25 protein-coding genes and 2 tRNA genes are annotated in these 23,874 nt (G+C 63.0%); 7 read left to right on the top strand and 20 right to left on the bottom strand.

Translation table 11 applies throughout. The features are described from left to right. Positions 1–25 precede the first annotated feature (25 nt). A complete protein-coding gene (locus NKH63_RS08925) occupies positions 26–1,048 on the bottom strand; it encodes an aldo/keto reductase (protein WP_352481200.1) in 1,023 nt (340 codons plus the stop codon). 184 nt (positions 1,049–1,232) lie between these two features. On the opposite strand from NKH63_RS08925, the gene NKH63_RS08920 reads away from it, so the two are divergent. Next, on the top strand, positions 1,233–1,799 hold the full coding sequence (locus tag NKH63_RS08920) for an SIS domain-containing protein (protein WP_023717330.1): 567 nt from the start codon (positions 1,233–1,235) through the stop codon (positions 1,797–1,799). 5 nt (positions 1,800–1,804) lie between these two features. Then, positions 1,805–2,548, top strand: a complete 744-nt coding sequence (locus NKH63_RS08915) for a creatininase family protein (protein WP_352481199.1) — start codon at positions 1,805–1,807, stop codon at positions 2,546–2,548. Positions 2,549–2,555: 7 nt separating this feature from the next. On the opposite strand, the gene NKH63_RS08910 is transcribed toward NKH63_RS08915, so the two are convergent. The 4 genes from NKH63_RS08910 to NKH63_RS08895 form a co-directional block, all read right to left on the bottom strand. Continuing rightward, on the bottom strand, positions 2,556–2,864 hold the full coding sequence (locus NKH63_RS08910) for a hypothetical protein (protein ID WP_352481198.1): 309 nt from the start codon (positions 2,862–2,864) through the stop codon (positions 2,556–2,558). Positions 2,865–2,867: 3 nt separating this feature from the next. Then, the gene (locus NKH63_RS08905; protein ID WP_352456619.1) at positions 2,868–3,785 is read right to left on the bottom strand and encodes a carbohydrate ABC transporter permease; all 918 of its coding nucleotides are present in this window, start codon (positions 3,783–3,785) and stop codon (positions 2,868–2,870) included. A gap of 13 nt (positions 3,786–3,798) precedes the next feature. After that, positions 3,799–4,920: a carbohydrate ABC transporter permease gene (locus NKH63_RS08900; protein ID WP_031193505.1), complete on the bottom strand. Its 1,122-nt coding sequence runs from the start codon at positions 4,918–4,920 to the stop codon at positions 3,799–3,801. A 128-nt stretch (positions 4,921–5,048) separates the two neighbouring features. Continuing rightward, on the bottom strand, positions 5,049–6,713 hold the full coding sequence (locus tag NKH63_RS08895) for an ABC transporter substrate-binding protein (protein WP_352481197.1): 1,665 nt from the start codon (positions 6,711–6,713) through the stop codon (positions 5,049–5,051). Between the two features lie 293 nt (positions 6,714–7,006). Between NKH63_RS08895 and NKH63_RS08890 the strand changes: the two genes are divergently transcribed. The 3 genes from NKH63_RS08890 to rbsK are packed head-to-tail and all read left to right on the top strand — an operon-like array spanning position 7,007 to position 9,495. Then, entirely contained in the window at positions 7,007–8,065 is a 1,059-nt protein-coding gene (locus NKH63_RS08890; RefSeq protein ID WP_352456634.1) for an ABC transporter ATP-binding protein, read from the top strand. Positions 8,066–8,096: 31 nt separating this feature from the next. Continuing rightward, the gene (locus tag NKH63_RS08885) at positions 8,097–8,549 is read left to right on the top strand and encodes an RbsD/FucU family protein (protein ID WP_352481196.1); all 453 of its coding nucleotides are present in this window, start codon (positions 8,097–8,099) and stop codon (positions 8,547–8,549) included. A 4-nt stretch (positions 8,550–8,553) separates the two neighbouring features. Next, positions 8,554–9,495, top strand: coding sequence for a ribokinase (gene rbsK, locus NKH63_RS08880; RefSeq protein WP_352481195.1), 942 nt, complete (start codon positions 8,554–8,556; stop codon positions 9,493–9,495). A gap of 187 nt (positions 9,496–9,682) precedes the next feature. Here rbsK and NKH63_RS08875 read toward each other — a convergent pair. Further along, a tRNA-Asp gene (locus NKH63_RS08875) sits at positions 9,683–9,759 on the bottom strand. 217 nt (positions 9,760–9,976) lie between these two features. Here NKH63_RS08875 and NKH63_RS08870 point away from each other — a divergent pair. Next, positions 9,977–10,052 (top strand) — tRNA-Val (locus NKH63_RS08870). Positions 10,053–10,351: 299 nt separating this feature from the next. After that, on the top strand, positions 10,352–10,678 hold the full coding sequence (locus tag NKH63_RS08865; protein WP_352481194.1) for a hypothetical protein: 327 nt from the start codon (positions 10,352–10,354) through the stop codon (positions 10,676–10,678). Positions 10,679–10,763: 85 nt separating this feature from the next. Here NKH63_RS08865 and NKH63_RS08860 read toward each other — a convergent pair whose 3' ends face one another. From NKH63_RS08860 to NKH63_RS08795, 14 genes are all read right to left on the bottom strand, one after another. Next, entirely contained in the window at positions 10,764–11,411 is a 648-nt protein-coding gene (locus NKH63_RS08860) for a GNAT family N-acetyltransferase (RefSeq protein WP_352481193.1), read from the bottom strand. Continuing rightward, complete coding sequence (locus tag NKH63_RS08855) at positions 11,408–12,178, bottom strand: SDR family oxidoreductase (RefSeq protein ID WP_352481192.1); 771 nt, start codon at positions 12,176–12,178, stop codon at positions 11,408–11,410. Before NKH63_RS08855 ends, NKH63_RS08860 begins: the two co-directional genes overlap by 4 nt. Then, positions 12,175–13,170 carry an ABC transporter permease gene (locus NKH63_RS08850; RefSeq protein ID WP_031193507.1) on the bottom strand — a complete coding sequence of 332 codons (996 nt, stop codon included), beginning with the start codon at positions 13,168–13,170 and terminating at the stop codon, positions 12,175–12,177. The genes NKH63_RS08855 and NKH63_RS08850 overlap by 4 nt, the downstream gene beginning before the upstream one ends. Positions 13,171–13,332: 162 nt before the next feature. Then, complete coding sequence (locus NKH63_RS08845; protein WP_352481191.1) at positions 13,333–14,373, bottom strand: sugar ABC transporter substrate-binding protein; 1,041 nt, start codon at positions 14,371–14,373, stop codon at positions 13,333–13,335. 39 nt (positions 14,374–14,412) lie between these two features. Then, on the bottom strand, positions 14,413–15,177 hold the full coding sequence (locus NKH63_RS08840; protein ID WP_023717343.1) for an ATP-binding cassette domain-containing protein: 765 nt from the start codon (positions 15,175–15,177) through the stop codon (positions 14,413–14,415). Then, on the bottom strand, positions 15,174–16,340 hold the full coding sequence (locus NKH63_RS08835) for an ROK family transcriptional regulator (RefSeq protein WP_352481190.1): 1,167 nt from the start codon (positions 16,338–16,340) through the stop codon (positions 15,174–15,176). Before NKH63_RS08835 ends, NKH63_RS08840 begins: the two co-directional genes overlap by 4 nt. Before the next feature lie 120 nt (positions 16,341–16,460). Continuing rightward, on the bottom strand, positions 16,461–17,216 hold the full coding sequence (locus NKH63_RS08830; RefSeq protein WP_352481189.1) for an ABC transporter permease: 756 nt from the start codon (positions 17,214–17,216) through the stop codon (positions 16,461–16,463). Further along, positions 17,213–17,986: an ABC transporter ATP-binding protein gene (locus NKH63_RS08825; protein WP_352481188.1), complete on the bottom strand. Its 774-nt coding sequence runs from the start codon at positions 17,984–17,986 to the stop codon at positions 17,213–17,215. The genes NKH63_RS08830 and NKH63_RS08825 overlap by 4 nt, the downstream gene beginning before the upstream one ends. Further along, complete coding sequence (locus NKH63_RS08820; RefSeq protein WP_352481311.1) at positions 17,986–19,014, bottom strand: ABC transporter substrate-binding protein; 1,029 nt, start codon at positions 19,012–19,014, stop codon at positions 17,986–17,988. The genes NKH63_RS08825 and NKH63_RS08820 overlap by 1 nt, the downstream gene beginning before the upstream one ends. 90 nt (positions 19,015–19,104) lie before the next feature. After that, a complete protein-coding gene (locus tag NKH63_RS08815; RefSeq protein WP_023717347.1) occupies positions 19,105–19,542 on the bottom strand; it encodes a VOC family protein in 438 nt (145 codons plus the stop codon). Between the two features lie 2 nt (positions 19,543–19,544). Next, positions 19,545–20,285, bottom strand: a complete 741-nt coding sequence (locus NKH63_RS08810) for a FadR/GntR family transcriptional regulator (RefSeq protein ID WP_352481187.1) — start codon at positions 20,283–20,285, stop codon at positions 19,545–19,547. Further along, the gene (locus NKH63_RS08805; protein ID WP_352481186.1) at positions 20,282–21,718 is read right to left on the bottom strand and encodes an FAD-binding oxidoreductase; all 1,437 of its coding nucleotides are present in this window, start codon (positions 21,716–21,718) and stop codon (positions 20,282–20,284) included. The genes NKH63_RS08810 and NKH63_RS08805 overlap by 4 nt, the downstream gene beginning before the upstream one ends. A 224-nt stretch (positions 21,719–21,942) precedes the next feature. Then, a complete protein-coding gene (locus NKH63_RS08800; RefSeq protein ID WP_352481185.1) occupies positions 21,943–23,223 on the bottom strand; it encodes a M23 family metallopeptidase in 1,281 nt (426 codons plus the stop codon). A 138-nt stretch (positions 23,224–23,361) separates the two neighbouring features. Next, positions 23,362–23,829, bottom strand: a complete 468-nt coding sequence (locus NKH63_RS08795) for a peroxiredoxin (protein WP_352481184.1) — start codon at positions 23,827–23,829, stop codon at positions 23,362–23,364. Between the last annotated feature and the right edge of the window lie 45 nt (positions 23,830–23,874).

Genomic DNA, 23,874 nt, shown 5'->3' with positions numbered 1-23,874 from the left:
CCCGCAGGTCGTTGGAAAGGCGGCGCTATGCCGTCGGCGCATCCGTGCGCATCAAGCCTTCTTTCTTGAGATCGGCCCACAGCGCCGATGGCAGTTTTGTGTCGAGCAGCGAGCGATTGCTTTCGACTTCGCCCGGCCGCTGGCCGCCCGGGACTACCGACACGACCGAAGGATGCAGCAGCGGAAACTGCAGCGCCGCCTCGATCAGGCGCACGCCGTGGCGCTTGCAGACGGCCTCGATGCGGGTGACGCGGTCCATGATATCCTGCGGCGCTTCCGAATAATTGTAGTAGGCGCCGGGCTTCGGCCCGGTTGCCAGAATGCCGGAATTGTACGGCCCGCCGAGAACGATGCCGATGCCGCGTTGCTGGCATAGAGGCAGGAAAGACTGCAGCGCCTCCTGCTCCAGCAGCGTATAGCGCCCGGCAAGCAGAAACAGGTCGAAATCGCCGCGCTCGGCCAGCGTCTGGGCAACCGGCCACTCATTGATGCCGCCGCCGAACGCCTTGATTACGCCCTGGTCGCGCAGTGCCAGCAATCCATAGTAGCCCGAGCTCATGAATTCCTGGATGCGCTGGTCCGAGGCTTCCTTGCTGCCATGAGTGAAGATGTCGACATCGTGCACGAAGAGGATGTCGATGCGGTCGACGCCGAGCCGTTCCAGCGAGGCTTCGAACGAGCGCATGACGCCGTCATAGCTGTAGTCGTAGACCTCGCGGCGCGACGGCGTGTCGAAGAACTTGCCGATGCCGGTGCGCTGTTCCGGCGGGCAGGCGCGCATGATGCGCCCGACCTTGCTCGACAGCACGTAGTCGTCGCGCCTCTTCGAACGCAGGAACGGATTAAGCCGCGTTTCTGCGAGGCCGAGCCCATAGAGCGGTGCTGTGTCGTAGTAGCGGCAGCCGACCCGCCATGCCGCCTCCAGCGTGGCATTGGCATCCTCATCGGACACGGCGCGATAGAGATTGCCGAGCGGCGCGGTGCCGAAGCCGAGCTCGGTGAAGTTGATGCCGCCATTGCCGATGCGGTCGAAATGCCGTGTCTTCATATGCTGTCGTTTCCTCATTTGCGATTTGCCGTGACACTATCACGGCTGTAGCGCATCAAAAGCACTGCGTGCCGTTGGACACCAATTTTCGCGGTGATAGCATGAATGAAAACAAGCTGTTCGGGGCAAATGTGACTGAGATGTTCATGTGGTTCTCCGGTACCTGCAAGCTGGTGCAAATGTCATGACGGACGACGGCGAAAACCTGTTTGGGATTGCGCTGAGCGAGCTTGGCACCGTGCTGGAGCGTATCAACGAAAGCCGCATTGACGCGGCTTGCGCCATCTTGGCCGGCGCGAAAAAGATCGTCACCTATGGCTGCGGCCGCGAGGCGCTGCAGGTCCAGGGTTTTGCCATGCGGCTCTACCATCTCGGTCTGCCGGTGTCGGTCGTCGGCGACATGACCACGCCGCCGCTGGGCGCGGGCGATGTCTTCCTCGCCAGCTCCGGCCCGGGCGAGACATCGACGGTGCTGACCTTGATGCGGGTCGCGCGCGAGGCCGGTGCCGTCGTCCTGCTGCTCACCGCGCAAGCCGACAGCACTGCCGCGAAGCTGGCCGACTTCACGCTGCTTATCCCGGCTCAGACCATGGCCGACGACCAGGGTCCGGAAAAGACATCCGTCCTGCCGATGGGCTCGGTGTTCGAAGGCGCGCTGTTCGTCCTCTTCGAAGTGATGGTGCTGAAGCTCAGGGATCTGACCGGCGTCTCGCCGGAAGCGATGCGCGCCCGCCACACCAATATGGAGTAGGTGTCATGCGCTACGAACTGATGCTGCCGCACCAGATCCGCAAGGCGATCGCCGAGAACCGGCCGGTCGTGTTGCCGCTCGGTGTGCTCGAATATCACGGCGAGCACATGGCCGTCGGCATGGACACGCTGGCCGTGGTCAAGAGCCTGGAACTGTTCGAAACGGAGGCCGAAATCGTCATTCTGCCGCCCTTCTATTACGGCGCGGCAAGCTATGCCGTTGCGGCGCCGGAAGGCAGCGGCTCGGTGCAGGTCGGCGGCAATGTGCTGGCGCCATTTGCGGAAGAATTGTTCTACAGCTTGCTGCGCATTGGCTTCCGCAACATCCACGCCATCATTCACCACCAAACCGAGAATTTTGCTGCCGGCATGCCAACCGATCTCGCCTTCAAGGGCGCCGGCCGACAAGCGATCTTCCGCTTCCTGGAGAAAGAACGCGGCGAAGGCTGGTGGGGCTCTGCGGCGATGGCTGACTATTATGCCGAGCACGCCGAGGGCAGCAATTTCTTCAACTGGGTACAGGTGCATCCGCTGATGCCGGCTTCAATGCACAGCCAGTACCCGTTCGACCATGCCGGCACCGGCGAGACGTCACTGATGCTGGCGCTGTGCCCGGAAGCGGTGGATGCCGGCCGCTTCGCCGACAACACCGGCTGGTACACGGCAAGTGCGCCCGAAGCCTCGGCGGAACTGGGGCAAAAAGGGGTTGCCATGATCCTCGATCATTTGCGGGCAACACTTTTGGGTTAGGTGCTGTCTAGATCCCGGACGACCGGGCTCTTAGCCTTTCCGCCTGATAGTCGGCCATGGTCTTTTCGGGATCGACCTTGGTCGCCGCAGCCCAGATGAACGTGCCGGCGCCGCAGATAGCCAGCAGGACGTAAATCACGATGCCGAGTGCCATCAGGTTCGCGTAGAGGCCGAGAAGCAGCATGATCAAGCCGCCGGCAATGATCGCCATCACAAAACCGGCGACTACGGCCCGGCCTTCCCAACTGATCGGCATCACGCCTTTGGCGTAGCCGCTGCCGCGCCTGTTGCGTGCGAACCAGTATTTGTTGGCCATCGCCTATTTCACCGCGCCCGCCGTCATGCCCATGATCAGGTAACGCTCGAGCGCAATGCCGATGACGGCGAGCGGTGTGATGGCCGCGGTGGCAAGCGCTGCCATCGACCACCAGTTGATGCCTTGTGAGCCGGTCTGGCTCGCCACCATGACAGGAATGGTCTTGGCATCGGTCGAGGTCAAAAGCGCGGCGAAGAAATACTCGTTCCAGCACAGCACCATCGCCAGGATGAAGGCCGCGACCATGCCCGGCAGCGCGATCGGCATGACGATGCGCAAGAAGGCACCCCAGATCGACAGGCCATCGACGAGTGCTGCCTCCTCCAGCTCGACAGGGATCGAATTGAACTGGTCGCGCATGATCCAGATGACGATCGGCAGTACCATCAGCGTGTAGAGCAGGATCAGCCCGACGCGCGTGTCGAGCAGGCCGACTTCCCGGTAGAGCACGAGGAAGGGCAGGGCCAATACCACCGGCGGCAGGATCAACTGCGACAGGAAGAAGAAGGAAATGTCCTCGTTCCTGAACCAGGCGAACTTGTAACGATAGCGGGTCAGCCCATAGGCGGCGAGGCTGCCGATGACGATGGCGAGGGTCGACGCGCCGACCGAAGTGATGACCGAATTCATGAAGCGCTTGATGAATTCGTCGCGCACCGTCGACGTCCGAAAGATCGAGTCCGGCGACAGGCCAAGCGAACGCCAGCCCTTCCAGTCGGGTTTGAAATCGACGAACGGGATCAGATGGCCCTGGGTGACGTCGACCGCGGTCTTGAACGAGGTGGTTATCGTCCAATAGATTGGGAACAGGCAGATGAAGGCCCAGAAGATGAGGGCACCGTAGATGAAGACGCGGTTGGCGAAGAACGCCGCCGGCGAGCGGATTTCGGAGGCGGCAAAGTCGGTGGTTTGAACGCTCATCTTGCCGGCCCGATCAGTTGACGTTGCGCACGAAGCGGCTGGCGAATTTCAGTAGCCAGGTCACAAACACGATGATGATGATCAAATAGGCCATCGCCAGCATCGTGCCGTAGCCGACATTCGAACGGTCGCGATATTCGCGGTAGATGAAGCTCGACACCGAATCAGTCGCGCCGCCCGGGCCGCCGGAGGTAACGGTGATGATGATATCGGCGAGCTTCAGCTTGAAGATGATGCGCAGGATGACCGCCGTCACCGAGACCGGCAGCATCAGCGGGAAGGTGACCTGCCAGAAGGTCTGCCAGGCGGTGGCGCCATCGACACGCGCTGCCTCGAGCACCTCGCGCGACATCGCCTGCAGGCCGGCAAGCAGCATGATCATCATGAACGGGATGAACGTCCAGGCATCGAGCACCATGATCGAGATGCGGGCGGTGATCGGATTGGAGAAGAAGGCCGGGTTTTCCCAGCCGAGATGCCGCGCCAGCGTTGCGGCCGGCCCGAAGCGGTATTCCATCAGCGACTTGCCGATCATCCACGACACAGCCACCGGCGACAGCATCAGGGGCATGAGAAAGACGACGCGGAAGAATTTTCGCGCCCGGATCTGCGCGTTGAGCAGCAGCGCCAGGCCAAAGGCGATGACATATTCGACGAACACGGCCAGCACGTAGAGCACCATGTTGAACAGGGCGTTGCGATAATAGGCGTCGTTCAGCATCTGCCAGAAATTGTCGAGCCCGTTGAACTGCCGGCCGCTGAAGGAACTGAGGTTCCAGTCGGTCAGCGCGATGTAGAAGCCGAACAATGTCGGGAAGATCACCATGGCAATGGTGAACAGCAGCGCCGGCAGCAGGAACAACGCGCGCTGGCCATCCTCGCCGCGCGTCAGCACCTGGCCGATGCCGAGCGCGACACCCCACAGCACATAGGCGTAGACCACCGGCCGCCACGTCTCGAAGCCGATAGTGTCGACATCGCTCTTGTAAAGGATCTGCAGCGCAATCACCGCCAGAAGGCCTAGCGTTGCAGCAGCCATCAGCGCCCAGCCAAGCCGTTTGCGGCTCCGCGGTATCAGGTCGGATGGCACGGCGCCTGCCGGCCATTCACTTGTCGACAGAGTCTGGTCAGCCAGGGTCCGGTCAGCCACGCGTCTTGCCCGTTCACAGGAGGCTCGATGACCGGCCGAGCCGGTCGAGGCCAAGTCGGTCAAGGGGAGGTCCGGCGGCTGTACGCCGCCGGACCAAGTTTCACTATCTCAACCTACATGCCGAGTGAGGCCTTGTAGAGCTTGATCTGGTTGTCGCGGCCGATCTGGTCGGTCAGCTTCTCCCAGGCGGCTGCGATGGCGTCGGCGCCTTCCTGCGCCTTCATCTTGCCGGCAAAGGTGTTGGCCAAAATGTCCTCGGCGGCGCTGTAATACTGGAAGATGCCGGGGATACGCGGCTCGATCGCCGCGTTCGGATGGTTGTAGCTGTCGGCTTCCGACTTCAGATACGAGGTGATGAACGCCTCGTCGTAGCCCGCCGCCACCCATTCCGGAATGTTGAAATGCGAGTTGCGATAGGGCTGGAAACCCGACGGATAGGCCGCGCACCAGAGCGACAGGTCCTTGCCGCCGAGATGGGCGGCGGCAGACCAGGCCGCCTTCTTCTTCTTTTCGTCGCCGTCGACGCGGGCCATGACATAGACGCCCCAGCCGAGATAGGCGCAGTTCGGCGCATGGTTCGGCCCGCTGGCGAGCTTGTCCCACTGGCCGGTCTTGGAGTTGTAGACATCGTCCGAGCCCGGCAGGATCGAGAAGCCGGTGATGTCGCCGACGACCGAGGAATCGTTGGTCTTGACGTTCGAACCGACGTCGCCCCACCAGGTGACCATCGAACCGGTACCTGCCAGGAATTGCTGGAAGGCGGTGGTATTCGGGTCGGCGTTGATCTGGTCGGCAGGTTCGGAGGGCAGGGCATCGATGACGTCCTGGATCGCCCGCACCCATGCCGGATTGTTGACGCGCGGCTTCATCGTGTCGGCATCGAACAGCCAGGCCTTGTCATCGGGATGCTTGGCGTAGGCGCTGGCGCGGCTGCCGAGGAAATAAAAGCCGAAACCGCCCCAGGGCTTGGGCGCATCGAGATAGCCAAAGACATCCTGGCCTTTCACCTGCTTGCCCTTGAGGAACTTCGTCACCGCCTGCACCTGCTGCCAGGTCTTCGGCACGCCCCATTCGCCTTCTCCGCCGCCGTCCTTCCAGGCCTTGGCGAGGTCGGCATCGGCAAACACGTCGGTGCGGTAATTGAAATTATGTGCGTCGCCATCAACGGTCACGCGATATTGCTTGCCGTCCCATGTGCCCACCGGCGGCTGCAGATAGGCCACGACATCCTTCATGTCGATCTGGTCCTTGACCCAGTCCGGCATCTCGGAGGTGAGACCCTTGCCGCAGACGTCGCCTTCGAACGGTGCCCCCATTTCGATGATGTCGAAATCGACGGTGCCGGTCGCGATCGACTGCTGCAGGCGGGCGTTGTAGTCAGCCTGCGCCAGGTCGATCCAGTTGATCTTGGCGCCGGTATAGGTCTCCCACGGCTTCAGGAAGCCGCGAAACAGCACATTGTGCAGGTTCTGGTTGTTGAGGCCCATGAAGGTGAGTTCGACACCGGCGAATTCGCCTTCCTTGACATTGGCCTTGGTGGCGCCAAGGCAAAGCTCGCCGACCTGCTGGAAGTCGGCATCGGTCGGCTGACCCTTGCCCACACCCGGGATCTGCAGGATCTGCGCACGCAGGTCGTCGGCGGCCGCAGCCGTGCGCGTCAGCGCACCAAGTCCGGCGCTTGAGGCCGCCGCGAGGGCGGCCATGCTGGCCGCTCCCTTCAGCACGTCGCGGCGGGTGGCCCCGGCGCGGACAAGTTGGTTATAAAGGCTGACTTTCATTTCGTTCCTCCCAGAAGGTCAATTGTGAATTGGTTCAGATGGTGGAGCGCCGATTATGTTCCCCAACGACAGCGACTCCCGTAAATAGCGGCCCGAATTCTCCCTCCCGCGACGCTTGGCATTCAGTGCCGGACAAGCGTACCGGTGCGCCCGGAACAGGGTCATAAGCCGGACACTGTCACTATTCGCACAACGAAGTGCGGTGTCAACGTGAATGGGTTTTTTATCTATAAGAGACTGACTTGCCCTCGCCGTTTGCGTTGTTTAGCTTCACGGCAACTGAAGGGGGAATGATGGCTCAAGTCGCGATCCGCAATGTGGCCAAGGCGTTCGGTACCGTCAAGGTTCTGCACGATGTCAGCGTCGACATCGCCGACGGGCAGTTCGTGGTGCTGGTCGGGCCTTCCGGCTGCGGCAAGTCCACGCTGCTGAGGATGGTGGCCGGGCTGGAAACGGTCTCCGGCGGCACCATCGCCATCGGCGAGCGCGTCGTCAACCATCTGCCGCCGGCCAAGCGCGACATCGCCATGGTGTTCCAGAACTACGCGCTCTATCCGCACAAGACGGTCGAGCAGAACATGGCCTTTGCTCTCAAGCTGCGCAAAACCGACCCGGCGGTGGTCACTGAGCGGGTCAAGCGCGCCGCCGACATCCTCGACCTCAATCCCTACCTCAAGCGCTATCCGCGCCAGCTCTCCGGCGGCCAGCGCCAGCGCGTCGCCATGGGCCGCGCCATCGTGCGCAACCCGCAGGTGTTCCTCTTCGACGAGCCGCTCTCCAATCTCGACGCCAAGCTGCGTGTCCAGATGCGCACCGAGATCAAGGAACTGCACCAGCGGCTGAAGACCACCACCATTTACGTCACCCACGACCAGATCGAGGCGATGACCATGGCCGACAAGATCGTGGTGATGCGCGACGGTCGCATCGAACAGGTCGGCGCGCCGCTGGAATTATTCGACCGGCCGGCCAACCTGTTTGTCGCCGGCTTCATCGGCTCGCCCTCGATGAACCTGCTCAAGGGCGTCGTGCGCAAGGGCGACAAGCCCGTCGTCGAGATCGCCGGGACGCCCTTCCCAATTGCGGCGACCAGTGCCGTCGAGGATGGCCGTAATGTCGTCTACGGCGTGCGGCCCGAGCATCTCGAAATCCATCCCGATGGTGTTCCGGCGAAGATTTCGGTGGTCGAGCCGACCGGTTCCGAGACTTTGGTGTTCCTGCGCTTCGGCGAGGGCGAGATGGTGGCGCTGTTCCGTGAGCGCCACGACTTCAAGCCGGGCGACACACTGCACCTGAAACCGCGGCTCGACCAGGTGCATCTCTTCGACGCAGAGACCGGCAAGCGTCTCTGATTTCGCCCCAGCAAACTTCGCGAGGAATACCATGCTCAAAGGAATCAATCCGCTGCTCAATGCCGATGTGCTGCAGGCGCTGCGGGCGATGGGTCACGGTGACGATCTGATCATCGCCGACACCAATTTCCCGTCCGATTCGGTGGCGCGGCAGACTGTGCTTGGCAAGCTGCTGCGCATCGACGCATCGGCAGCGGAGGTCGTCAAGGCGGTGCTGTCGCTTTATCCGCTGGACACCTTCGTCGACGATGCCGCCGCGCGCATGGAGATCGTCGGCAAGCCGGACGAGATTCCCGCCGTGCAGCAGGAAGTGCAAAAAGAGATCGATGCCGCCGAGGGCAAGGCCTGGCCGATGATCTCGGTCGAGCGCTATGCCTTCTACGAACGCGCCAAGAAGGCCTATTGCGTCATCCAGACCGGCGAGCGCCGCTTCTATGGCTGCTTCGCATTCCGCAAGGGCGTCGTGCCGCCGGATGCGGAGTAGCGACATGCCGGGCAGACCGATCGTTATGAAGCCTGTTGTCATATTGGGCGTCTTCGTCGCCGACACGGCCTACCGCGCCGCCCGCCAGCCGCGCATCGGCGAGACGATCCTGGGCACGTCCTTCACGCTCGGCCCCGGCGGCAAGGGCTCGAACCAGGCGGTGGCGGCCGGCCGGCTCGGCGCCGACGTCACCTTTCTGACCCGCCTCGGCGTCGATCCCTTTGCCGAGATGGCGAGACAGACCTGGAACGCGGCCGGCGTGAAGAGCGCTGTCATCGACACACCGGAAAGCTACACCGGTGCCGCCTATATCTTCATCGAGGAGACGAGCGGCAACAACGCCATTATCGTCAGTCCCGGCGCGGCCATGCTGATTTCGCCCGCCGATATCGAGGCAAATGCCGAACTGATCCGCGCGGCCGGGGTCTTCGTCACCCAGCTCGAACAGCCGATCGAGGCGGCGATGCGGGCGCTGGAGATCGCGCGTGGGGCAGGGGTGACCACCATCCTCAACCCGGCGCCGGCGGCAAAGCTTCCAGACCGCATCTATACGCTTTGCGACTATGTCACGCCGAACGAAACCGAGGCCGAGGAACTGACCGGCATCAAGGTGTCCTCGATCGACGATGCCCGCCGTGCCGCCGACAGCCTGCTCGAGAAGGGCGTTGGCACGGTCATCGTGACGCTCGGCGAAAAGGGTGCGCTGCTGCACACGGCCGATCGATCCGAACATGTCGCAGCGGTCGCTGCCGGCCCGGTCATCGAGACCACCGGCGCGGGCGACGCCTTCAATGGCGGCTTGGCGGCGGCGCTGTCGAGGGGGATCGAACCCCTGCAGGCGGTGCGCTTCGCCTGCGCCGTCGCCGGCATCTCGGTGACGCGTCCAGGCACCGCGCCGTCCATGCCGGCGTTGCAGGAGGTCGAGGCGCTGCTCGCCAAGGGGTGAGTCCGTAGCTGAGGGACCAGACTGTGGGCAGGAAGCTCTTGTCTTGTGGCTCGGCGCGCTAGCAAGCAGGGCTGGTGGGTCGATGTTTCAAAACCAATGAATCGGGATTACCTGACGAAGAAGACGGTTTTTGACAAATCAACGTCGACATTTCTCCGACACCAAGGGCCGTGGCCCGAAGGAGAAATGGCGCGAGTGACGGGGCTCGAACCCGCGACCTCCGGCGTGACAGGCCGGCACTCTAACCAACTGAGCTACACCCGCGCATGGACGAGCACGTGTCAGCCGTGTTCGTCGTTGGGGCGGTGGATAAGGGGTAAGCCACCGGGTGTCAAGCGGACCCGGACAGCATAACAGCAAACAGCAGAAGGTTTTTTGACAAGCAGAACCTTGTCGCCGAAAGCTGCTCTCGGCCAAGCCGCTGGCCGCTCATTTGGCCTTGCGAAGCCGGTCCTAACTGCTTAAAGGTCCGGCCCGGAGCGGGCGATTAGCTCAGTTGGTAGAGCGCTTCGTTTACACCGAAGATGTCGGCGGTTCGAGCCCGTCATCGCCCACCATTTTCCTCAATGTGCTCAATCAGGGGCTACACCGCCCAAGCTGACCCGCCCGGCGCAACCTCTGATCGCAACCAATGGCTTCGCTGTTGTGCCGTATTTTCCGCCTGCAAATGCTCCGCGGCCCAGGCGAGACACATGTGACCACTACGCCACTAGGACTTTGGTCCGATCAAAGCGCCTTTCCGTAGGGACTTAAGTCTGATCTGGCGCTTCCCCATAAGGCAAACGATTGCCGAAAGATAAAACATGCAGTAATTTAGGGAGAACAGAAGAAAGCTGAATCATACTTGCACATGAGCATGGGCGGGAGCGAAAATATTCCTGGATGGCTTACGAGTCATCTTCCGGATGATGCCGTGATCGCAGGAGATCTCGCGGATAAGATATCGAAGGAGGCTGAAAAAAACCGGCTTCCAGGCGAACAGGTTGTGAAGACAACCCGCAGCGAAGAAGATATCCTTAAGAAGGCAACAGTTGAACCTTATCGCAGCACCACGGTTGCAGGAATTTTCGCCAATGGCTCATTCCTCGCGCTATTGGTATTAGCTATCTATCTGCTCTATGTGTTCTCGATTGTGGCGGGAGAAACGGTTGCGCATGTTCCTCTGCCGCCCACACCGAACTAGTAGGCACTCCGCCAAGACTGGAACTAGCCTGCACTGTGTTGAAACCTCCCGGTTCGATGCAACTTGAGCGATTGCTTGCCGCAGCTCAGCCTGCAATCGCCGGAGCCCGAGCAAGCCGTTTCGCCACATAAACACAACGCTTCGGCACCTGCACCACCTCAAACCCGATCGCCTTGTAGAACCTTAGCGCATCATCATTCTGCGGCATGACCTCGAGGTGAATGCCGGTTGAGCCGCTCGCGGCAAGGAACTGCTCGAGGAAAGCCATGGCGCGCCTGCCGATGCCTCTTCCGCGCGCCTGCGGCAAAAGGTCGATGTGGCCGTGCGACGGATAGGCCGCCAGTGCAGGCGGAACAGCGAAATCGGGGTGGTGGATCCGGTGCCGCGCCCAGTCGCTGCCGCGCCAGCGTGAGCTGTCGGGTTCGGGGTCGGTCACACGCCGCTGAATCTCCGGGTACCATTTTGATGCCAGGCCGGCGTTGAAAGCAACGGTGTCGGCTGCGCCAAGCAGATAGCCGGCGGCACCTGAGGGGCCGTCGACTATGAAGGCCAGTTCGGGTTCGAGCACCTGGTAGGGAATGGTGAAGAGCAGGCCGAGCAGGTCCGGGTCGTCCTCGCGGCCGCTGGCGTCCTTGCCGGCGTCGCCGGTCTTGAGACAGATTGCGGCAAGCGCTGCACGATCGGCGGCGGTCGCCCGGCGCAGGAAGAAACCGCCGCCGAAATCGACGATCATGGCGGCAGCAGCCGGAAATCCTTGCCCTCGGGCAAAAGCTGCCCGCCGTCGACGATAATGGTCGTGCCGGTGATGTAGCTGGCGTCGTCGGAGGCCAGGAACAGGAAGGCATTGGCCACGTCGCGCGGGCTGCCGAGGCGGCCGAGCGGGATGGCGTCTTCCATGTTCTTGATGAAGGCCGCACCGCGATGCCGCTCTATGCCTTCGGTGAGGATGTTGCCGGGCTCGACGCCGTTGACGGTGATGCCGTAGCCGGAGAATTCGAGCGCAGCCGAACGGATCAGCCCGTTGATGCCGGCCTTGGTCGCCGAATAATGGCCGTGGCCGGGACTGGTGACATGCGGGCCGGTGATCGAGGAGGTGAACAGCATGCGGCCAAAACGCTGTGCCTTCATCGGCACCAGCGCCGCGCGTGCGGCGACAAAGCTGCCGCGCAAATTCACCGCCATGACCCGGTCCCAATCGTCGGGACTGGTGTTTTCCAGCAATTGCCACGGATAGATGCCGGCATTCTGGACCATGATGTCGAGCCGGCCGTGATGCGCTAGCGCCAGCGCCACGGCGGCTTGCGCATCGGCCATCTGTGAAATGTCGGTGTGTATGAAGGCGGCGCCGAGCTCGTCCGCAGTCGCTTGCCCGGCCTCAACCTCGGTATCGGCCAGGACAAGCGTCGCGCCCTCTTCGGCAAAGCGTTGTGCGATGCCCTTGCCGATGCCGCGCGCACTTCCGACGATCAGCGCGACCTTACCTTCCAGACGGCCGGTCATGCGAGCCTCTGGCGGATGGTTTGCTTGAAGGCGTCGAGCAGCACGGCGGCGAGGACGAGCAGGCCGTGGATCACCTGGGTGAAGTTGGCCGGCAGGCCCATCAAATTAATCGCCGTATTGATGGCGGAGAGCAGCAGCACGCCGGCATAGACACCGGGCAAGGTGCCGACGCCGCCCTTCAGGCTGACGCCACCGATGACGACCGCGGCGAAGGCGTTGAACAACAGGCCGACGCCCAGATTGGCGGTGGCGCCGGAGGTACGGATTGCCAGCAGCCAGCCGGCAAGGCCGGCGATGGCACCGGCGAGAACAAAGGCTATGACCAGGTTGCGATTGACGCGGATGCCGGCGCGGAACGTCGCCGTCTCGTTGCCGCCGATCATGACCAGGTGCCTGCCAAAGGGCGTCTTGGCCATGATCAGCGAGAACACCACGAAGCACGCAATGGCGATCCAGGCCGTCAACGGCAGGCCGCCCAGGCGCTGGATGCCGAACCAGCGGATTGCCGGCGCAAGGTCTTGTGCCGAGCGGCCACCGGAGATGACCAGCACCAGGCCGCGTACCCAGATGTAGGAGGCCAGCGTGATGATGAAGGCGCTCATCTTCACCCTGACCACCAGATAGCCGTTGAAAGCGCCGATGAGGCCGCCGACGGCAAGCGCGATGAGCAGCGAAACCGGAACCATCAGCCATTGCGGCTGCAACTGGATGCCAAGGCCGATGCCCGACGAGCAGAACAGGATGCCGACCGCCATGGCGCTGAGCGCCGCCACCGATTCGACCGACAGGTCCATATGGCCGGCGATGATGACCAGCGCCAAGCCGATCGACATGACGCCGAGCACGCTCGAGGCCTCGATGATGTTGGCGAAGATGCCGAGCTGAAAATAGTTCGGGATGAGGATGGAAAAGACCACCAGCACGAAGACCAGCATGAACCAGACAAGATTGTCGAGGATGAACTCGAGGGTTTGGCGCGTGCGAGGGTTCATCTGCGGATCCGGTTGGCGCATGACCCGAAGAACCACTCGGTCGTCGGAAAGATCAGGCGCGGTTGAAAATTGCTGCAGCATTCCCGTGCGCGTCCGTTTGAACGCACCGGGCTGCAGGGCTGGGCTCCGGGCCTGCGTGGCCCGGAGCTTCTGGCGAGTTCGCTATTCGACCGGCTTTATGGTTTCGGCCGGCGGCTTCATGTTGCCCCAGAAGGCTGGGTTATCGACATTTTCCTTGGTGATCGCAGCGCCGGGGATCTTGATGTTCGGCCCCCACGCTTCCTTGGTCAGGGTCGATTTCAGGCCAAGCACATCATATTCGCCGGGCTTGATCTCCTGCTTGTTGACCACCTTGTCCATGAACATGGCGACCGCCGCGGCCTGGGCGTAGAGCGGCTGCTCGACTTCGACATTGAGCCAGCCCTTGCGGATCAGGTCGAGGCCGACCGGAGCGCCGTTCGAACTCATCAGCATGACGTCGCCCGGTTTCTTGCCGGCGGCCTCGAGCGAGGCGACGGCAGCGACCGAAAGATGCGCGGCGTGGCTGAAGATCAGGTCGATGTCGGGGTTGGCGAGCAGCTGGTCGTTGACGATGGTCCCGGCTGCATCCGCCGCCCATTGCATGGCCGGCAGCGAGATGATCTTGACGTCCGGGAACGCCTTCATCTTCTCCTCGAAACCCTTCTGGATATCGAGCGTATAGGGATCGCCCGGATCGCCGAGCACCTGCAGGATCTTGCCTTTCACCGAGCCGTTCTTCGCGGTCAGGAGTTTTTGCGCCTGGTCGGCGGCGACGTAGCCGATCTCGACGGTTCCGGCCACCGAGGTGAAGTCGGACGGCGTCGAGGTGATCTGGCGGTCGAACTCGACGACCGGGATGCCGGCGGCACGGGCGGCCTCGATCGACGGTTTCAGCGCATTGAAATCGACGGCGGCAAGGATGATCGCCGCCGGCTTGAGCGCGATGACGTCGTTCATCTGCGATTGCTGAGCGTCGGTCTTATTGTCGGCGTTCAGCGTCTTCATCTCGTAGCCGACCTGCTTCAGGAACAATTCCAGCGCGCTCACCGAGCCGGTCTGGAACTCATCGAGCAGTGTCGGCACCATGTAGTAGACGGTGCCCTTGGACTGAGCGAATGCCGGCGTGAGCGTGGCAAAGGCCAGTGCCAGGATACCGAAGACGGAAAGAAGTATTTTCTTCATGTCGTTCGCTCCTCTTGCGCCGGACCCCTCAGTTGTCCCTCAGCTCGCCGGTCCGGCACCGGCAAGCGTCTCTCCGGTGATCATGTTGATCACCGCGTCGGGACTTGTTTTGTTGCGTGCGACATCGCCAGCCACGACGCCTTGCCGGATCACCACGATCCGGTCGGCGACCTGGAAGGCCTGTTGCATGATATGGGTGATGATGACGACGCCGATACCCTGGCTCGCCACCTGGCGGATCATGTCGAGGCCGCGCCGCGTCTGCTCGACGCCGAGCGCTGCGAACGGCTCGTCGAGAAGCACCAACTTGCCGCCAAAATGCACGAACCGGTTGAGCTCGATGGCCTGCCGCTGACCGCCGGAGAGGTGCTCGACATTGGTGCGAAGCGAGGGAATGCGGGTGCCGGCGCTGGCCAACGCCTTTTGCACCACCTGCTCCATGGCGCGCTCGTCGAGCACCGGAATGCCGAGAACCTTCCTGGTGATCTCGCGGCCCATGAAGAAATTGGCGACCACGTCGACATTGGTGCAAAGCGACAGGTCCTGGTAGACGGTCTCGATCCCCGCGGCCTTGGCCTCGGCGGGGGATTTGGCGAGGAATTCCTTGCCTTCGAACAGCATGCGGCCGGAGGTCGGCTCGAGCCCGCCGGCAATGATCTTGACCAGCGTCGATTTGCCGGCGCCGTTGTCGCCGAGCAGCGCCACCACTTCGCCCTTGCCGATAGAAAAGCTGATGCCTTTCAGTGCTTCGATGGCACCGTAATTCTTGGCAACGTTATCGAGCACCAGCAGGGGTTCGCTCATGCCGCGATCCCCTTGTTATGCAAGAGATCCCGCCCGCGTTCGCGTTCGGCGGTGAAGATCTGGCCGAAGCGTGGCGAAAGCACCCCTGAGACGGCAAGCGCTGCGGCGCCGCGCAACACCGCATGCTGGCCGCCGCGCGCGACGCTGACGCGGGGCGTCGTGCGGTCGCTTCGCGCCGAGACCGAGTTGGGCAGGTGCGCAGCTGCGCCGGCCAGTCTTTCGAGCAGGTCGGTGGACGCCAGCCCGCCAAGGATGATGGTTTCGGGGTCGAACAGGTTTTCGATGATGGTGATGGCGTTGCGGAAGATCGGCGCGATCTCGCTCACCCAGTCGGCGTCGGCGACGTTGCGGCGCCGCAGCGCCTCGAGCGAAAGATACCGTTCGAGGCAGCCGCGATTGCCGCACGGGCAGGGCTCGCCGCCCGGCACCACGGGAATGTGGCCGATTTCGCCGGCATTGCCCCAGGCGCCGCGCAATGCGGCTCCGTCATGCACCATGACGCCGCCGAGGCCGACACCGAAATAGAGATAGTAATATTCGGAATATGCCGTGCCGAGGCCATAGAGGCGCTCGCCGACGGCAGCCGCTGCCATGTCGGTTTCGAAAAAGGCCGGCAGTCCGGTCGAGGCGGCCAGCCGCTCGCGCAGCGCCACATCCTTCCAGCCGGTCATGGTGGTCGGACCGACAAAGCTCATGGACTCCACGCCAAACGGCCCGGGCAACGCCATGCCGATGCCGAGGACGCGGCCACCGGGCCGCAGTGCTGTCAATTCGAGCACCATGGCGCCGATCAGCTCGAAGGCGTGGTCGGGCGTTGCATTTGGGGCCTCGCGGTAGCTGCTCTCGATGACATCGCCGCTGAGGTTGATCAGCGCGGCATTGATGCCGAGCGGGGTGACGTGAATGCCGACGGCATAGCCGCCTTCCGGATTGATCCGCAGCGTTGCCGGGGGCAGTCCGCGCCCCTTGGGCTCTTCGCGCAGCGACAACACGTAACCGTGCTCTTCCAGCTCGCGAACGATGGTCGACACCGTCTGCACGGTGAGCCCGACCCGCCTGGCAATGTCGCCGCGGGCGATCGGCCCGTGAAGGCGAATGGATTCGAGCACGATGCGCCGGTTGTACGGCCGCCCGAACTCCTGATTGGTTCCCCGCAGTGCCATGCCTTGCGCCCTCGAGAGAGGCCAGACTGGCACCGAAGATTTATTCAGTCAAATGGAATTCAAAAATAAATTTACAGCCCGCGCACAGCGAACCTGGCGGATGGCCGCTCGACGGAATGGTCAATAGCGGATGGCACGTCGCTCCAGCAGAACCACGATTGAGAACATCGCGATCGACAAGGACGACGACAGCACGATTGCCGCATAGAGCCGGTCCGACTGATAGTTAAAGGTCGCCTGGATGATGAGCGCGCCGAGGCCCTTATCCGACCCGATCCACTCGCCGACAATAGCGCCGATCACGGCCGTGGCCGAAGCAATTCTCAGCGAGGAGAACAGCATCGGCAATGCTCTTGGCAGGCGCAGGCTCCAGAAGATCTCCCAGCGCGTAGCCGATAGCACCCGGAACAGTTCGTGCTCGTTGTCGCTGGCCGAGTCCAGCCCGCGGATCATGTTGACCAGCGTCGGGAAGAAGCAGATCACCGCCGCGATCACGATCTTCGGCGTCATGCCGAGCCCGAAGATCAGGATGATAATCGGCGACAGCGCCAGGATGGGAATGGTGTTGAAGAACAGCACGACCGGAAAATAGGCCGCCTGCAGGATGCGGCTGTGCACGAACAGCACCGCCAGCAGCACACCGGCAAGATTGCCGATGACAAATCCCGCCAGCGCCTCGATCAGCGTCGGCCAGAGATTGCTGAGCAGCAAAGCAAGACTCTTCCGGAACACGCCTGATATGGCCGTCGGCGTCGGTACGATATAGGCCGGCACGCCGAGCCATGGCAGCAGGAACTGCCAGGCGAGCAGGATCGAGGCCGCGCCAAAAACGGGCAGGGCGACGGCCAGCGCCGATGGCAAGGGCGCCTGCCTCATGAGGCCTGTTCCAGCGCGCCGCGCAGTTCGGCCATCGCGGCAACGATCGCCGGATCCTCGCGCGAACAGCGGTTGCCTGCCTGCTTGAACGGCCGCATGTCGAGGTCTCTCGCCAGGCGGCCCGGATTGGCGGCGAGAACGATGACCCGTTCTCCGAGATAGGCGGCTTCGGCGATCGAATGAGTAACGAAAAGGATGGTCGCGCCGGTGCGCCGCCACAACGACAAAAGCTCGTCGTTGAGGCGGTCGCGGGTGATCTCGTCCAGCGCACCGAAGGGCTCGTCCATCAAAAGCAGCCTGGGTTGCCCGAGCAGTGACCGGGCGATCGCCACGCGCTGGCGCTGGCCGCCGGACAATTGGTGCGGCAGACGCTCACCGAACCCGGCAAGCCCCATCAGATCAAGCAGCTCGTCGGTTCGATCGTCTATTGTCCGGGTAAGCCGGCCTTGTCCGACATCGAGCGGCAGGCGGACGTTGTCGCGCACGGTGCGCCAGGGCAGCAGGGTCGAGTCCTGGAAGACGAAACCGACATCGCGCCGCGAACGGACAGCATGCGGTGTGTCGCCAAGCACGGTGATCGAGCCGCCGAGCGGATCGAGCAAGTCGGCCACCACCCTGAGGAACGTCGACTTGCCGCATCCCGAAGGTCCAAGGATCGACAGGAAGGAGCCGGCCTCGACCGACAGGTCGAGACCGGAGAGCACTTTCACCACCGGCTGCCGGCCGCTATAGCCGACATCCAGCCTGCGGGCCTCGATCGCCTTCGCCATCAAGCGGCGGGCGCGTCGAGCTTGGGTCGGTCGGCGGCCGACAATTCGAGTATCTTGGTGGTGTAGACATCGGCTGCCGCGGGCCGGCCGTTCGGGTATTGGCCGACCTTGTCCAGCAGCGCCAGCTGCTCCTCGATCGAGGCGGGATCGAAGGTTCCCCATCCGTCCTTGGCGGTTGCACCGTCAAAGGAGAGTTTCAGCACCAGATTGATCGTCTTCTGCTCCCAGCCAAGGTCCATTTCCGGATAGGCTTCGACCATCTTCTTGACGGCTTCCTGCGGATTGGCGTGCACCCAGCCCCAGCCCTTGGCGACGGCGCCGATGAATTTCGCCAGCATTTCCGCATCCTGTTCGATCGCTGTGTCGGTAGCGAAATAGACGTCGGCATAGGAGTTCAGCCCGAGGTCGCGCACCAGAAGATCGATCCTGTCGTCGCCGACGACGCTCAGCGCCTGGGTGTTGGTGATCCATCCGCCAATCGCGTCGACGTCGCCGCGCACCAGCGGCGCCTTGTCGAAGCCGACATTGACGACGGTGACCTCGGACGGATCAATGCCGTTCTTGGCCAGGATCTCATCGATGACGAAGCGCGCCGTCGGCTGGATGCCGATCTTTTTGCCCTTGAGGTCGGCCACGCCGCGGATCGGCTTGGCAGGCTTCGAGGTGAAGGCATAGGGACCGGTGCGGAAGCCACAGGCGATGATCTTCACCGGCACGCCGCTGGCACGCGCCGCGTAGAGCTGCGGCGTTTCGGAAAACTGGCCGAGTTGTGCGGCGCCCGAAATCACCGGCGGCACCGTCGCCGCATTGGGACCGCCCGGGCTGAATTCCACCTCGAGGCCCACCTCCTTGAAATAGCCGTTGGCGACCGCGGCGATGTCGCCAATCTGTCCGTTGGACATCAGCCAATCATACTGGATGACGACCTTTCCGGCAGCCTTGGCGCCCGGCGTCAGCACGAGCTGCATTCCGGCCGAAGCTGCCGCGACAGCGGCGAAGCCGGCTTTCACGAAGCTGCGGCGGTTCATGTCGTAGTCTCTGTTCCCACTCATTTTTTGCTCCTGTTGCAAGACGTTCTCGTCTCTTCATTGCGCGCCGTTCCCGTGGCGCGGCGTCGTCTACGGCTGTTCGTCGTGATAGTCGCCGGGGCCGCCGTCGAGCCAGGCGTATAGTTCCCAAAGCGTGTCGTCGGGATCGGTGAAATATGCGCAGCGCGCGTTCCAGACATAATCCTCCGGCGGGCCGTAGAAGGGCACGCCCTTGGCTGCCAGTTCGCCATGGAGCCGGTCGATCTCGCCGGGCGCGTCTAGCCTGACCGCCACGCAGACCTTGTGCGCCTGGCGCGGCGACCTCAACTTCGAGACGCCGGTGTGCCGGTTGATGTGATCGATCTCCCACGCCGCCAGCGTGACGCCCTCGCCATGAAAGTCGGCAAAGCCCTCGGCGCGACGCCGCAGGCGGAAGCCGAGTTTTTCGACATAGAATTCAACCGTCCGCTCGATATTTTCGACGAGCAGGCAGACGTCCGAAATCGCATATGCGCCTCCGACCGGCATGGCTACCTCCCTGTGCTGTGCGCGGCGCGCGATGCTGGCAGTTTGACGCCGACGCGGTCGGCGGCGCCGACGATGTGGGCGCGCATCGCCGCCTCGGCGGCCGTGGGATCGCCCGCGACCAGCGCCTCGTAGATGCGCACATGCTCCCCGACATTGACTTCGACCAGGTCGTGCAGCGGATTGGTGAGGCGCGCGTAGTGGATCGAGCGGCGGATCTGCTCGCAAACGAAGGAGATAAAGGTGTGGATGTAATTGTTGCCGGTCGCCCGTGCGATCTCGCGATGGAACAAAAGGTCGGCGTCGATGCTGCCTTCTTCCCAGCGCTCCTCGCCGCTCATCCGGTCTAGCGCCGCCTTGATTGCGTCGAGGTGCTCCTGCCCGCGCCGTTCGGCGGCGAGCGCAGCTGACTCGGCTTCCAGTATGCAACGCAGCTCGAACAGCCGCTCCATATTCCCGGTCGCTTTCAGCGCCTCGCCATCGATCCGGATCGAGGCGCGCTGCTCCGGCGCCAGCACGAAGGCGCCGACGCCTTGCCGGGCTTCGATCATGCCATCGGCCCTGAGTTGAGCGATCGCCTCGCGCACCACATTGCGACTGACGCCGAATTTTTCCGAGAGCTGCTGCTCGGTCGGCAGCCGCGTGCCCGGATTGAGGTCGCCGGATTCGATCTCGCGGCTGAGGAATGCGGCGACGCGATGCGGCAGCGCCTCGACCGTGCCGATAGCGGCCAGTCTTTGCTTCATGGAAAGGTCTCCGTCGATGGCAGAAGGCAGCCGGGATTCATCAATCCCTGAGGGTCGATCGTTGTTTTGAGCGCCGTGACGAGCCGGCGATGGGCAGGCGCCAGGCCGGCCCAGAAAGTGCGATGACGGGTGCGGCCGATGCCGTGCTCGGCGCTGATCGACCCGCCAAGCGCGCCGACGATCTGGTAGAGTCCGGCAGTGATCTCCGCGCCCTGGGCACGAGCTTCCCCCTCGGCGAGCCCAAGCGGTGGCAGGACGTTGAAATGGACGTTGCCGTCGCCGGCATGGCCATAGGCCTGCGGCAGCCAGCCTGGATGTTCCAGCGCCACGAATTGGCGGGCCTGATCGATGAGGGCAGGGATGTCCGATATCCTGACCGCAAGGTCGGTGCGCACATGGTAGCCGCGTCTTACCTGGCCCTCGACCAGCCCTTCGCGGATCGCCCAGAAGGCCCTGGCCTGTGCGACGCTTTCAGCAAGGACGGCCTCGGCGACCAGACCGCTCTCAATGGCTCCGGCCAGGAAATCGACCAGCATGGAGCGCAGATCGACCGTAGCACTTGCGGAGAGTTCGATCAGCACGTGGACGGGAGCTTCGACCGGCGAAACGATGTTGGCATCGATCAAGCGCGCGAGCGCGATGCACTCCGATCCAATGATCTCGAAGGCCGAAATCAGATCGGATGAGGCCCGGCGAGCCTGCCGGAACAGGGTGATGGCCGCTTCGAACGAAACGAGACCGAGATAAGCGGTCTCGACCCGGGCCGGTTTCGGAAACAGCTTGAGCTCGACGCCGGTGATGATGCCGAGCGTTCCTTCGCTGCCGATGAAGAGCTGCTTCAGGTCGTAGCCTCGATTGTCCTTGCGCAGGCCGGAAAAGCCGCTCCACAACTCGCCATCGGGCAGGACGACTTCGAGGCCGAGGATGATATCGCGCGCCATGCCATAGCGCAGCACGTTGGTGCCGCCGGCATTGCTGGCCGCATTGCCGCCGATCTGGCAGCTTCCCTGCGCGCCGAGCGCCAGCGGAAACAGGCAATCCTCTGCTTCTGCCGCATCCTTGATGTGCTGCAGGATGCAGCCGGCATCGGCCTGCAGGACGAAATTGTCGGCGTCGACGAGACGGATGCCGTTCAACCGCTCCAGATTGACGACCACCGCGCCACGGGAGTCGATGTCGATTGCACCCGCCACCAGCCCCGTGTTCCCGCCCTGTGGGATGATTCCGAGCCCGAGCGTGCCGCAGAGCCGCGCCACAGCCTGGACTTCGCTGACGGAAGCAGGCTTCAGCACCGCAAGGGCTCCGCCGCGATGATCCCCGGACCAGTCCAAAAGGTATTTCGCCATGCCGGCAGCGTCGGCGGTCACGCCGCTTTGTCCGACAGCGCCCTCCAGAGCATTCAGAATTTCAGGCGGGATACCATGAACGGTCATTACAAGCCTGCTGGACTGAGGCATAGGCTTATACATATCATCCTATAACTGCGTCGGAGTCAACGCTGTGGGGCAGAGGCCCTCAAGGGCTGGAGCCGAATGTTTGCTGGGGAGAATAGAGCGAAGGGCGATCGCCCGAGGATACTTAGGTGAGGCCGCCTTGGCCTGGCTGCGCCGGCCCGATGCCGCTCAATTGCTGGGTCGTCTGAGGAGCAGCCCGGCTCCTAGAGATACCGCTCGACCTTCTTGCCGACGGTCAAAAACCGCAGCGGGTCGATCGCCTCGCCATTGTGGCGAACCTCGTAGTGCAGATGCGGGCCGGTCGAGCGGCCGCTGTTGCCGGTCTTGCCGATGATGTCCCCGGCATCGAGCTTCTGGCCGACGGCGACGTCGATTTTGCTGAGATGTCCGTAACGCGTCACAAAACCGTTGCCGTGGTCGACCTCGACCATGCGGCCGTAGCCGCCGTTCCAGCCGGCCTTGACGACGACGCCGGCTGCCGTGACCTTGGCCGGCATGCCGACCGGCGCCCTGAAATCCATGCCGGAATGCAAGGCGGCCGTGCCGAGGATGGGGTCGGTGCGCACGCCGAACGGGCTGGTGACGCTATGGCCGGGGGCGGGGTTGGCGAGCGGCAGCCGGCGCGCCTCCTTTTTCAGATGATCCAGCGCGTCAAGCGCCTCGTCCAACTCCTTGACCTTGCTGTCAAAGACCAACGAACTGTCGAGCGGTATCAGCGGGCCGCCGACATCGCTCTTTTCGAATTCGCTGTCGACCGGCAGGCCGGCGGCCTCGAGCGCCTGCGAGATCGCGTCGGCGCTCTTGTAGGCATTGTCGGCAAGTGCCGCGATGCGGGTGAGTTGCTGGCTCTCGATGGTCTTCAGCGAGTTGTTGATCGAAACGAAGAGCTTGTCTGCCCGGTCGGCCGCGCTTTCGCTCGGCAGCGGATTGGCGCGGGTCGACCACAGCGAGAACGGCCTCGTGTCGTTGCTGGCAAGGGGGGCAGCAAGGCTGGCGACGGAATAGGCCATCGGCTGGATGCTGCCGGTCGCGTCGGCGTGTTCGTCCGGCTTTGCCGTCGGCACGGGCGGCGTTGCGACCTCATTTTCGGCTCGTTCGAGGATCGGGCCGAGGCGGCCGTGACGCAGGCTGAGCTGGCTCTGCCGTTCCAGCAACTCGCTGACCTTGGTTTCCATCAGCTGCTGATCGAGAAGCTGGCGGCTGGTGATGCGGTCGACCTGGCCGCGCAATGCCGAGATGCGGTCTTCATAGGCCTGCTGCATGCGCGCCTGCCGCGCCGTCGTGGCGCCGATCAGGTCGTCGCGCAGCACCAGATAAGAGGTCGCCAGCAGGTAGCCAATGACGATCGCCGCCAGCGCCGAGCCGCAAAATGCGGCCAGCCACGGACGTATGGTGAAATGCCTTATCTGGTCGCCCCGGGCGATGATGACGGTGTGGGGCTCTCTGCGTCTGCCGAAGACCGCTGACTGACTGGCTACGTTCACGGGACCAAGCTTTCGTTACGACACCAACGACGAGCCTGATTACACATTATTAGGGTTAACAAAGTTTTGCCGGACCGAACGACGGGCAAAGGTATTCGCGCAAAACGGGCATCGAATTGCAGCGGCGTGCCGCAGCTCTCAAAGGGCGCGAACCGCCTCCAGCACCGCTTCGGCGTGGCCTTTGACGCGGACGTTACGCCAGATCCTGGCGATGCGTCCGTCCCGGCCGACCAGGAACGTCGCCCGCTCGACGCCCATATAAATGCGGCCGTAGAGCTTCTTTTCGACCCACAAATGGTAGGCCTCGATCACCTTGCGCTCTTCGTCGGCGACCAGGTCGATGCTCAGATCGTATTTCGCCTTGAACTTGTCGTGCTTCTTGACGCTGTCCGGCGACAGCCCGATGACGACAGCGCCGGCCTTTTCGAATTCCGGCTTCAACTGCGAAAAGCCGATCGCCTCGCTGGTGCAGCTTGTGGTGTCGTCCTGTGGGTAGAAATAGAGTACGATGGGTTTTCCCAGCAATGCGGCGAGGCTGAGTGAACCGCCGCCGTCGCGCGGAAGATCGAATTGCGGCGCAACATCGCCCACGTTGAGGTCAGCCATACCGATGCCCTTGTTTGAGGTTACGCGCCAGGCTGCATCGATATA

The organism is Mesorhizobium sp. M0960 (assembly GCF_040319055.1).
In the GTDB taxonomy this organism is placed as follows: domain Bacteria; phylum Pseudomonadota; class Alphaproteobacteria; order Rhizobiales; family Rhizobiaceae; genus Mesorhizobium.
This window is presented reverse-complemented; position numbering and strand designations above follow the sequence as displayed.

What these genes read in the sequence shown, in the direction of transcription:
- NKH63_RS08895 (WP_352481197.1), bottom strand. Translation starts at nt 6,713, where the DNA reads ATGAAAGTCAGCCTTTATAACCAACTTGTCCGCGCCGGGGCCACCCGC.
- NKH63_RS08865 (WP_352481194.1), top strand. Translation starts at nt 10,352, where the DNA reads ATGGGCGGGAGCGAAAATATTCCTGGATGGCTTACGAGTCATCTTCCG.
- NKH63_RS08920 (WP_023717330.1), top strand. Translation starts at nt 1,233, where the DNA reads ATGACGGACGACGGCGAAAACCTGTTTGGGATTGCGCTGAGCGAGCTT.
- NKH63_RS08820 (WP_352481311.1), bottom strand. Translation starts at nt 19,014, where the DNA reads ATGAACCGCCGCAGCTTCGTGAAAGCCGGCTTCGCCGCTGTCGCGGCA.
- NKH63_RS08835 (WP_352481190.1), bottom strand. Translation starts at nt 16,340, where the DNA reads ATGGCACTGCGGGGAACCAATCAGGAGTTCGGGCGGCCGTACAACCGG.
- NKH63_RS08805 (WP_352481186.1), bottom strand. Translation starts at nt 21,718, where the DNA reads ATGACCGTTCATGGTATCCCGCCTGAAATTCTGAATGCTCTGGAGGGC.
- NKH63_RS08830 (WP_352481189.1), bottom strand. Translation starts at nt 17,216, where the DNA reads ATGAGGCAGGCGCCCTTGCCATCGGCGCTGGCCGTCGCCCTGCCCGTT.
- NKH63_RS08795 (WP_352481184.1), bottom strand. Translation starts at nt 23,829, where the DNA reads ATGGCTGACCTCAACGTGGGCGATGTTGCGCCGCAATTCGATCTTCCG.
- NKH63_RS08825 (WP_352481188.1), bottom strand. Translation starts at nt 17,986, where the DNA reads ATGGCGAAGGCGATCGAGGCCCGCAGGCTGGATGTCGGCTATAGCGGC.
- NKH63_RS08910 (WP_352481198.1), bottom strand. Translation starts at nt 2,864, where the DNA reads ATGGCCAACAAATACTGGTTCGCACGCAACAGGCGCGGCAGCGGCTAC.
- NKH63_RS08905 (WP_352456619.1), bottom strand. Translation starts at nt 3,785, where the DNA reads ATGAGCGTTCAAACCACCGACTTTGCCGCCTCCGAAATCCGCTCGCCG.
- NKH63_RS08860 (WP_352481193.1), bottom strand. Translation starts at nt 11,411, where the DNA reads ATGATCGTCGATTTCGGCGGCGGTTTCTTCCTGCGCCGGGCGACCGCC.
- NKH63_RS08885 (WP_352481196.1), top strand. Translation starts at nt 8,097, where the DNA reads ATGCTCAAAGGAATCAATCCGCTGCTCAATGCCGATGTGCTGCAGGCG.
- NKH63_RS08915 (WP_352481199.1), top strand. Translation starts at nt 1,805, where the DNA reads ATGCGCTACGAACTGATGCTGCCGCACCAGATCCGCAAGGCGATCGCC.
- NKH63_RS08815 (WP_023717347.1), bottom strand. Translation starts at nt 19,542, where the DNA reads ATGCCGGTCGGAGGCGCATATGCGATTTCGGACGTCTGCCTGCTCGTC.
- NKH63_RS08890 (WP_352456634.1), top strand. Translation starts at nt 7,007, where the DNA reads ATGGCTCAAGTCGCGATCCGCAATGTGGCCAAGGCGTTCGGTACCGTC.
- NKH63_RS08810 (WP_352481187.1), bottom strand. Translation starts at nt 20,285, where the DNA reads ATGAAGCAAAGACTGGCCGCTATCGGCACGGTCGAGGCGCTGCCGCAT.
- NKH63_RS08845 (WP_352481191.1), bottom strand. Translation starts at nt 14,373, where the DNA reads ATGAAGAAAATACTTCTTTCCGTCTTCGGTATCCTGGCACTGGCCTTT.
- rbsK (WP_352481195.1), top strand. Translation starts at nt 8,554, where the DNA reads ATGCCGGGCAGACCGATCGTTATGAAGCCTGTTGTCATATTGGGCGTC.
- NKH63_RS08840 (WP_023717343.1), bottom strand. Translation starts at nt 15,177, where the DNA reads ATGAGCGAACCCCTGCTGGTGCTCGATAACGTTGCCAAGAATTACGGT.
- NKH63_RS08850 (WP_031193507.1), bottom strand. Translation starts at nt 13,170, where the DNA reads ATGAACCCTCGCACGCGCCAAACCCTCGAGTTCATCCTCGACAATCTT.
- NKH63_RS08925 (WP_352481200.1), bottom strand. Translation starts at nt 1,048, where the DNA reads ATGAAGACACGGCATTTCGACCGCATCGGCAATGGCGGCATCAACTTC.
- NKH63_RS08855 (WP_352481192.1), bottom strand. Translation starts at nt 12,178, where the DNA reads ATGACCGGCCGTCTGGAAGGTAAGGTCGCGCTGATCGTCGGAAGTGCG.